Here is a 7,220-nt window from a genome sequence, read left to right as displayed (position 1 = left end):
GGGGGCTGACCACGGCCCGCCGCGCGGGGCAGGTCGGGCTGGTGGCGCGCGGCCAGCGCGCCACCGGCGCCGCGCGCGCTCAGGCCAGCCCGGCCACCAGCTCGCCGACCGACCGGCGGCGGCCGGTGAAGAACGGGATCTCCTCCCGCACGTGCCGCCTGGCGCCCGAGGCCCGCAGATGGCGCATCAGGTCGACGATGCGGTGCAGTTCGTCGGCCTCGAACGCCAGAATCCACTCGTAGTCGCCCAGCGAGAACGAGGCGACCGTGTTCGCCCGCACGTCCGGGTACCCGCGCGCCATCCTGCCGTGCTCGGCCAGCAGCGCCCGGCGCTCCTCGTCCGGCAGCAGATACCACTCGTAGGAGCGGACGAACGGATAGACGCTGACGTAGTCGCGCGGCGTCTCGTCGGCCAGGAAGGCCGGGATGTGCGACTTGTTGAACTCGGCGGGCCGGTGCAACGCCATGTTCGACCAGACCGGCTCCAGCCGCCGGCCCAGTCCGGTGCGGCGGAAGAGGTTGTACGCCTCCTGGAGCGCGTCCGAGGTCGCCGCGTGCCACCAGACCAGCACGTCCGCGTCGGCCCGCAGCCCGGACACGTCGTAGGTGCCGCGCACCACCACGTCCTTGGCGGCCAGCTGCTCGAAGAGGACGTCGACCTCGTCGGCCAGCCCCGACCGGTCCTCGGGCAGCACGTCCCGCAGCCGGAAGACCGACCACAGCGTGTAGCGGATGGTGTCGTTCAGCTCCTTGGCGCGCTTACCGGCGGGCTTCTCGGGTGCGTTCGTCATGGCGCCTATTCTCCCGCCTCGACGCGCGGTCCCGTCGGCAGGGTGCGCAGCAGTTCGGCGGCCGCCTGCTCGGCGCCGCCGATGCACGCCGGGACGCCGACCCCGTCGTAGGCCGCGCCGCACAGGCCGAGCCCCGGCAGCCCGGCCAGGTACCCGCGCACCCGCGCGACCCGCGCGTCATGGCCGACGGTGTACTGCGGCAGCCCCTGCCACCAGCGGGTCACCACGCTGTCCACCGGGGTGGCGCGCAGCCCGGCCGCCTCGCCGAGGTCGTCCAGGGCGACCCGCACCAGGTCGGCGTCGTCCCACTCCAGCGCGCCCTCCTCGCCCCAGCGTCCGACGGAGACCCGCAGCACGAACAGCTCGGGGTCGGCGGCCGCCGCCCAGTCCCACTTGCCGCTGGTGAACGTCGCCGCCTTGATGGTGCGCCCCTCGACCGCCGGCACCAGGAAGCCGCTGCCGCGCGGCAGCGTGGCCAGCTCCGAGCGGCGGAAGGCCAGCGTGACGATGGCCATCGAGGCGTACTCGACCGAGCCCAACTCCCCGGCGGCCGCCGGCGCCTCGGCCGCCAGCAGCCGGGCGGCGGCCGGCGCCGGCACGGCCAGCAGCACCCCGTCGGCCGCGAGCGAACGCCCGTCGTCCAGCGCCGCGACCCAGCCGCGCGCCGTGCGCCGCAGCCCGGTGACGGCGACGCCCGTCTCGATCACGGCGCCCCGCCCGGCCACGTCCTCGGCGACGGCGGCGGCCAGGGTGCCCACGCCGCCCTCGATCCCGGTGAAGACCGGGGTCCTGGCGCCCGCGGCCGAGGGCTCGGGGCGCAGCGAACGGACGGCGGCCAGCAGCGAGTCGTGCTTACGGACGGCCTCGTAGAGCTTGGGCACGGCGGACCGCAGCGAGATCCGGTAGGCGTCCCCGGCGTACACCCCGCCCAGCAGCGGGTCGACGAGCCGGTCCACCACCTCGTTCCCCATCCGTTCGGCGACCAACTGCCCGATGCCGACGTCCTCGTGGACGGCGAGCGGCGGCAGTTCGGCGTCGCGGGCGATGCGGGCCAGGCCGCTGTCGGAGAGCACCCCGGCCAGGGCGGCGGCGCTGTCGGGCACGCCCATGACCTGGCCCCGCGGCATCGGCCGCAGATCGCCGCGCGTCCAGATCGCCGCGCTGGTGACGGCGGGCGGGCGCAGCGCGTCGCCGAGCCCGACGGCCCGCGCCAGTTCCGTCGCCTCCGGGCGTCTGGCCAGCAGCGACTCGGCGCCCAGGTCCACCTGGACGCCGGCGATCTGCCCGGTGTGGAGCTTGCCGCCCAGGCGCCGGTTCGACTCCAGGACGGTGACCCGGAGGCCGGCGGCGAGCAGCCGATGGGCGGCGGCGAGTCCGGAGATCCCGCCGCCGACGACGATCACATGCATGGGTCCACTGTCGCAGACGCCTTCCCGAGTCCTCCGTGTGACCTCATCGGAACCCGACGGCGACAACCGGCGGGCGGTCAGCTCCGTCCAAGAGGTAACTCACCGGTCAGGCGATGACCGAAGACGACGCGTCGCACGGATCGACGCGGAAGGGGGACGACTCATGCGCCGAGGTAACGGGGGCGGCAGACGCCGCGCACCCGCGCTGGCCCTGGCCGCGCTGCTGGCGGGCGGGGCGTTGCTCGCCGGCTGCACCAGCTCAGGGATGGGGGACGAGTCCGGCGGCGACGCGGCGAACGAGGCGTCCGCCGAGTTCGACGGCACCGAGGACGCCGAGGGCGGCCTGCCGTCGGAGGACGCCACCCGGGAGGGCGCCGAGGGCGAGGCGGGCGCGGAGGACTCGGCCGACCTGTCCACGGTCGCCGAGGTGCCGGACGCGTCGCAGCTGATCCAGACCGCGACGCTCACCGTCGCCGTGGAGAGCGTGCCCGAGAGCTATGCCGAGGCCGTGCGGCTGACACAGGCCGCCGGCGGCTACGTCAGCGACGAGTCCACCACGGGCGGCGATGAGGACCCGTTCTCCACGCTGACCCTGCGCGTTCCCAAGGAGGGGTACGCGGGGCTGCTCGGCGACCTCGCCGAGCTGGGCGAGCTGTCCTCGCGCGAGCTGACCACCGAGGACGTGGGCGACCAGATCGTCGACACCGAGAGCCGCCTGGAGACCCAGCGGGAGAGCATCGACCGGGTGCGTGACCTGATGGAGGAGGCCACAACGCTCGACGAGATCGTCCGCCTGGAGTCCGAACTCAGCACCCGTCAGGCCGAGTTGGAGTCACTGGAGGCGCGGCTGGAGTCGCTGCGCGGCCAGACGGCGATGGCCACCGTCACCCTGGAGCTGTACCGGGAGGGCCAGCCCGCGCCCGAGCCCGAGGAGAAGGACGACGAGCGGCCCTCGGTGCTGGACGCGCTGCTGGGCGGCGTGGAGTTCGTCTGGCTAATGCTGGTCTGGGTGGCGATCGCGGTGGGCGCCGCGCTGCCGGTGCTGGCACTGCTGGCCGTGCTGTGGCTGCTGTGGCGCCTGCTGCGCCCCCGCCTCCCGCTGGACCGGCTGCGGACCTCCCGGCCCGTTCCCCCGCCGCCGGTCGCCGCGCCGCCGCCCCTCCCGCGCCCGGCGCACGCCCCCGACGCCGCCGACACCACCGGCAGGTCCACGCCGGAGAACGGGAGTTGAGACGGTGCGGGCCGGCGGCGGGCCCCGCCGCCGGCCCGCCCGTTCGCCAGGGCCTCCTACCGCGCCGTCCGCTCGTGAACGTAGGCCGTCAGCCGGGTCAACGCGTCGGGGTCGGTGTCGGGGAGCACGCCGTGACCGAGGTTGAAGACGTGGCCCGGCAGGTCCCGCGCCGCCTCCAGCACCCGGTCCGCCTGCTCCTCGACCACGGCCGTCGGCGCGAACAGCACCGCCGGGTCGAGGTTCCCCTGCAACGCGCGCCCGGGGCCGACCCGGCGGGCCGCCTCGTCCAGCGGCACCCGCCAGTCCACGCCGACCACGTCGGGCCCCGCCTCGGCCAGCAGCCCGAGCAACTCGCCCGTCCCGACGCCGAAGTGGACGCGGGGCACCCCGTGGTGCGCCACCGCGTCGAACACCCGGGTCGAGGCCGGCAGCACCGAACGCCGGTAGTCGGCCGGCGCCAGCGCGCCCACCCAGGAGTCGAAGAGCTGCACCGCCGAGGCGCCCGCCTCGATCTGCACGTTCAGAAACGTCGAGGTGATCTCCGCCAGCCGGTCCAGCAGCGCCGTCCACAGCTCCGGGTCGCCGTACATCAGCGCCTTGGTGTGCTCGTGGTTCTTCGATGGGCCGCCCTCGACCAGGTAGCTGGCGAGGGTGAACGGGGCGCCGGCGAAGCCGATCAGCGGGATGTCGCCCAGCTCGGCCGTGGTCAGCCGCACCGCCTCGGTGACATAGGAGACGTCATCGGGCGTCAGCGGGCGCAGCCGCGCCAGGTCGGCGCGGGTGCGGAACGGCTCGGCGACCACCGGGCCGACGCCCGGCCTGATGTCCAGGTCGACGCCGATCGCCTTCAGCGGCACCACGATGTCGCTGAAGTAGACGGCCGCGTCCACCCCGTGCCGGCGCACCGGCTGGAGGGTGATCTCGGTGACCAACTCCGGTCGCATACAGGAGTCCAGCATCGCGATGCCCTCGCGCGCCTTGCGATACTCGGGAAGCGAACGGCCGGCCTGTCGCATGAACCAGACGGGCGTGTGCGGCACCGGTTCGCGACGGCAGGCCTTCAGAAACACGGAGTCGGTCACAGTCACGGAAGAAGTCTCGCACGGCACTCGGTTGGGCCCGCGCCCCCGGGTGTGGCTACCGGCGGCGGACCGCTCGGGCGCCTAGGGTTACGCGCCATGGCAGCGTCTCGCACCCACACAGCGGAGGAGTCGGCGGAGATGAGCGACCCCGGGGCTGGGGCACCGCCCGCGTTCCGGCAGGCGGTGGCCGCGCTCCAGGCGGCCCGCCCCCGGCCCGAGGTCAGCCTCTCCCCGCTGCCGCCGCCCCGCCGGCTCGCCCCCTACGCGCACGCGCTGGGCGCCTCGGTGAGCGAGGGCGACGAGGAGCTGGCCGACGGACGCTTCGTTCTCCTGCACGACCCGGCCGGCGACGACAGCTGGGGCGGCGAGTTCCGCATCGTGACCCTGGCCAGGGCCGACCTGGAGCCCGACGTGGCGACCGACCCGCTGCTGCCCGAGGTCGCCTGGTCCTGGCTGACCGAGGCGCTCTCGGCCAGGGCGGTGCCGCTCGACGTCCCCAACGGGACGGTGACCAGGGCGGATTCGGCGTACTTCGGCGGCCTGGCCGACCGTGAGGGGCGGGCCGAGCTGGAGCTGCGGGCGTCCTGGACACCGGCCGACCCCGCCGACGCCGCCGGCCACCTGCTCGCCTGGTGCGGGCTGCTGGCGCAGTGCGCCGGGCTGCCGCCCGAGTCCAGCGGGACCCCGGTCACGGCGCTGCCCCGCCGACGCGGTCCGCGCCCCGGCTGACCGGCCAGGGGCGCCGCGCGGGACACGCCGGCTGTCAGGGTCGTGACGCGGAATCACCGGTTCGTGATCATTCCCTAAAGGCGCCGGAGCTTCGTGCCGAAGAGGTCTGTGACCCTTCCATCCGGATCGCCCCGACTCCCTTCGCACGGAGTCGGTTCCTTCCCCACCCCACCCTCCGGGAGGCCCGGTGTCTGTTCTTCTTGAGCACCCCGCAAGCCTGGTCGCCTACCGCCCCAACAAGCCGACCGCCATGGTCGTCGTGGCCGACCCCCGCGTCCGTTCCACCGTGACCCGCCATCTGTGGGCTCTCGGAGTCAGGGACGTGATCGAGGCGTCGTCCATCGCGGAGGCCCGCCCCAGAGTCGCCAACCCGCGCGACATCTGCGTTGCCGACGTCCACCTGCCCGACGGTTCGGGCCTGACTCTGCTCTCCGAGACCCGGGCCGCCGGCTGGCCCAACGGTCTCGCCCTCTCCGCCGCCGACGACATCGGCGCGGTGCGCAACGCCCTCGCCGGTGGCGTCAAGGGCTATGTGGTCACCGGCACCCGCAACAACCTGGGGCCGCCCACCCGGCACGGCGCGGCGCACATCGGCGCCGCCGCCAGGATGCACCGCCGGCAGCCCGGCGCCCCCGCCCACCAGGGCGGCTTCCGCGAGCTGTCCGGCCGTGAGGTCGAGGTGCTGCGGCTGGTGGCGGAGGGCCAGTCGAACAAGGCCATCGGCGTCTCGATGGGCCTCTCGGCGCTCACCGTCAAGAGCCACCTCGCCCGGATCGCCCGCAAGCTGGGCACCGGGGACCGCGCCGGAATGGTCGCGGTCGCCCTGCGCACCGGCATCATTCACTGACCCCCGCTCTCGGCGCACGCCCCCGGGCGTGCGCCGGGGCGTGGGAGAGACGTTGTACTCCATGAGCGCACAGTTACCCTTGACAGGTGAGCGACGCCCAACAGATCACCGAGTCAACGTCTGAACAGCCCTCCCCCGAGGCCACCGGCCCCGCGCCGGTCCCCCTGCTCACGCCCCGGGAGGGCGTCCCCCCGGTGATCGGCGACGAGGCCGCGCTCGCCGCCGCCGTCGAAGGACTCGCCGCCGGCTCCGGCCCCGTCGCCGTGGACGCCGAACGCGCCTCCGGATACCGCTACGGGCAGCGCGCCTATCTGGTGCAGCTGCGCAGGGCCGGCGCCGGGACCTCGTTGATCGACCCGGTCGCCTGCCCCGATCTCTCCGCCCTGGGCGAGGCCATCGCCGACGCCGAGTGGGTGCTCCACGCGGCCACCCAGGACCTGCCCTGCCTGCGCGACATAGGTATGCGCCCCACCCGCCTCTTCGACACCGAACTCGCCGGCCGGCTGGCCGGGTTCGCCCGGGTGGGCCTGGGCGTGATGGTGGAGACGGTGCTCGGCTACAGCCTGGAGAAGGGCCACTCGGCCGTCGACTGGTCCAGCCGCCCGCTGCCCGAGCCCTGGCTGCGCTACGCCGCGCTCGACGTCGAGCTGCTCGTTGACCTGCGGGACGCGCTGGAGGAGGAGCTGCGCCACCAGGGCAAGCTGGAGTGGGCGCTGGAGGAGTTCGCCGCGATCGCCGCCGCCCCTCCCCCGCCGCCCCGCAAGGACCCGTGGCGCCGCACCTCGGGCGTGCACAAGGTGCGCAAGCGGCGGCAGTTGGGCGTGGTGCGGGAGCTGTGGGAGGCGCGGGACGAGACGGCCAGGCGGCGGGACCTGTCGCCGGGCAAGGTCCTCGCGGACGCGGCGATCGTCGCCGCCGCGCAGGCGTTGCCCCGGGACACCAGGGCGCTGGCCGCGCTGCCCGGCTTCGGGCACCGGACCAACCGTCGCCAGCTGGCGCAGTGGCAGGCCGCGATCGACCGGGCCAGGGAGCTGCCCGAGGAGGAGCTGCCGCAGACGGCGCCGCAGACGCAGGGCCCGCCGCCGCCGCGCGCCTGGGCCGAGCGCGACCCGGCGGCCGCCGCCCGGCTGAC

Annotated in this window: 7 protein-coding genes; 4 read left to right on the top strand and 3 right to left on the bottom strand. The window is 74.8% G+C overall.

The annotated features are described in order from the left end of the window. Positions 1–79: 79 nt before the first annotated feature. Both hemQ and hemG read right to left on the bottom strand, forming a co-directional pair. Positions 80–790, bottom strand: coding sequence for a hydrogen peroxide-dependent heme synthase (gene hemQ, locus EBN88_RS27255; protein WP_122399710.1), 711 nt, complete (start codon positions 788–790; stop codon positions 80–82). A gap of 5 nt (positions 791–795) precedes the next feature. Further along, positions 796–2,199, bottom strand: coding sequence for a protoporphyrinogen oxidase (hemG, locus tag EBN88_RS27250; RefSeq protein ID WP_122399709.1), 1,404 nt, complete (start codon positions 2,197–2,199; stop codon positions 796–798). 163 nt (positions 2,200–2,362) lie between these two features. Here hemG and EBN88_RS27245 point away from each other — a divergent pair, with 163 nt between their 5' ends. Then, positions 2,363–3,430, top strand: coding sequence for a DUF4349 domain-containing protein (locus tag EBN88_RS27245; RefSeq protein WP_158621549.1), 1,068 nt, complete (start codon positions 2,363–2,365; stop codon positions 3,428–3,430). Between the two features lie 56 nt (positions 3,431–3,486). Here EBN88_RS27245 and hemE read toward each other — a convergent pair whose 3' ends face one another. Next, positions 3,487–4,518: a uroporphyrinogen decarboxylase gene (hemE, locus tag EBN88_RS27240; RefSeq protein ID WP_233581023.1), complete on the bottom strand. Its 1,032-nt coding sequence runs from the start codon at positions 4,516–4,518 to the stop codon at positions 3,487–3,489. 90 nt (positions 4,519–4,608) lie between these two features. On the opposite strand from hemE, the gene EBN88_RS27235 reads away from it, so the two are divergent. The 3 genes from EBN88_RS27235 to EBN88_RS27225 form a co-directional block, all read left to right on the top strand. Then, entirely contained in the window at positions 4,609–5,241 is a 633-nt protein-coding gene (locus tag EBN88_RS27235; protein ID WP_407703472.1) for a DUF3000 domain-containing protein, read from the top strand. Between the two features lie 187 nt (positions 5,242–5,428). After that, positions 5,429–6,088, top strand: a complete 660-nt coding sequence (locus EBN88_RS27230) for a response regulator transcription factor (RefSeq protein WP_122399705.1) — start codon at positions 5,429–5,431, stop codon at positions 6,086–6,088. A gap of 86 nt (positions 6,089–6,174) precedes the next feature. After that, positions 6,175–7,220: HRDC domain-containing protein (locus tag EBN88_RS27225; RefSeq protein WP_407703471.1), on the top strand; the 1,046-nt coding region annotated here is incomplete at its 3' end.

The organism is Streptomyces triticirhizae (assembly GCF_003696235.1).
GTDB classification, from domain to species: Bacteria; Actinomycetota; Actinomycetes; order Streptomycetales; family Streptomycetaceae; genus Streptomyces; species Streptomyces triticirhizae.
This window is presented reverse-complemented; position numbering and strand designations above follow the sequence as displayed.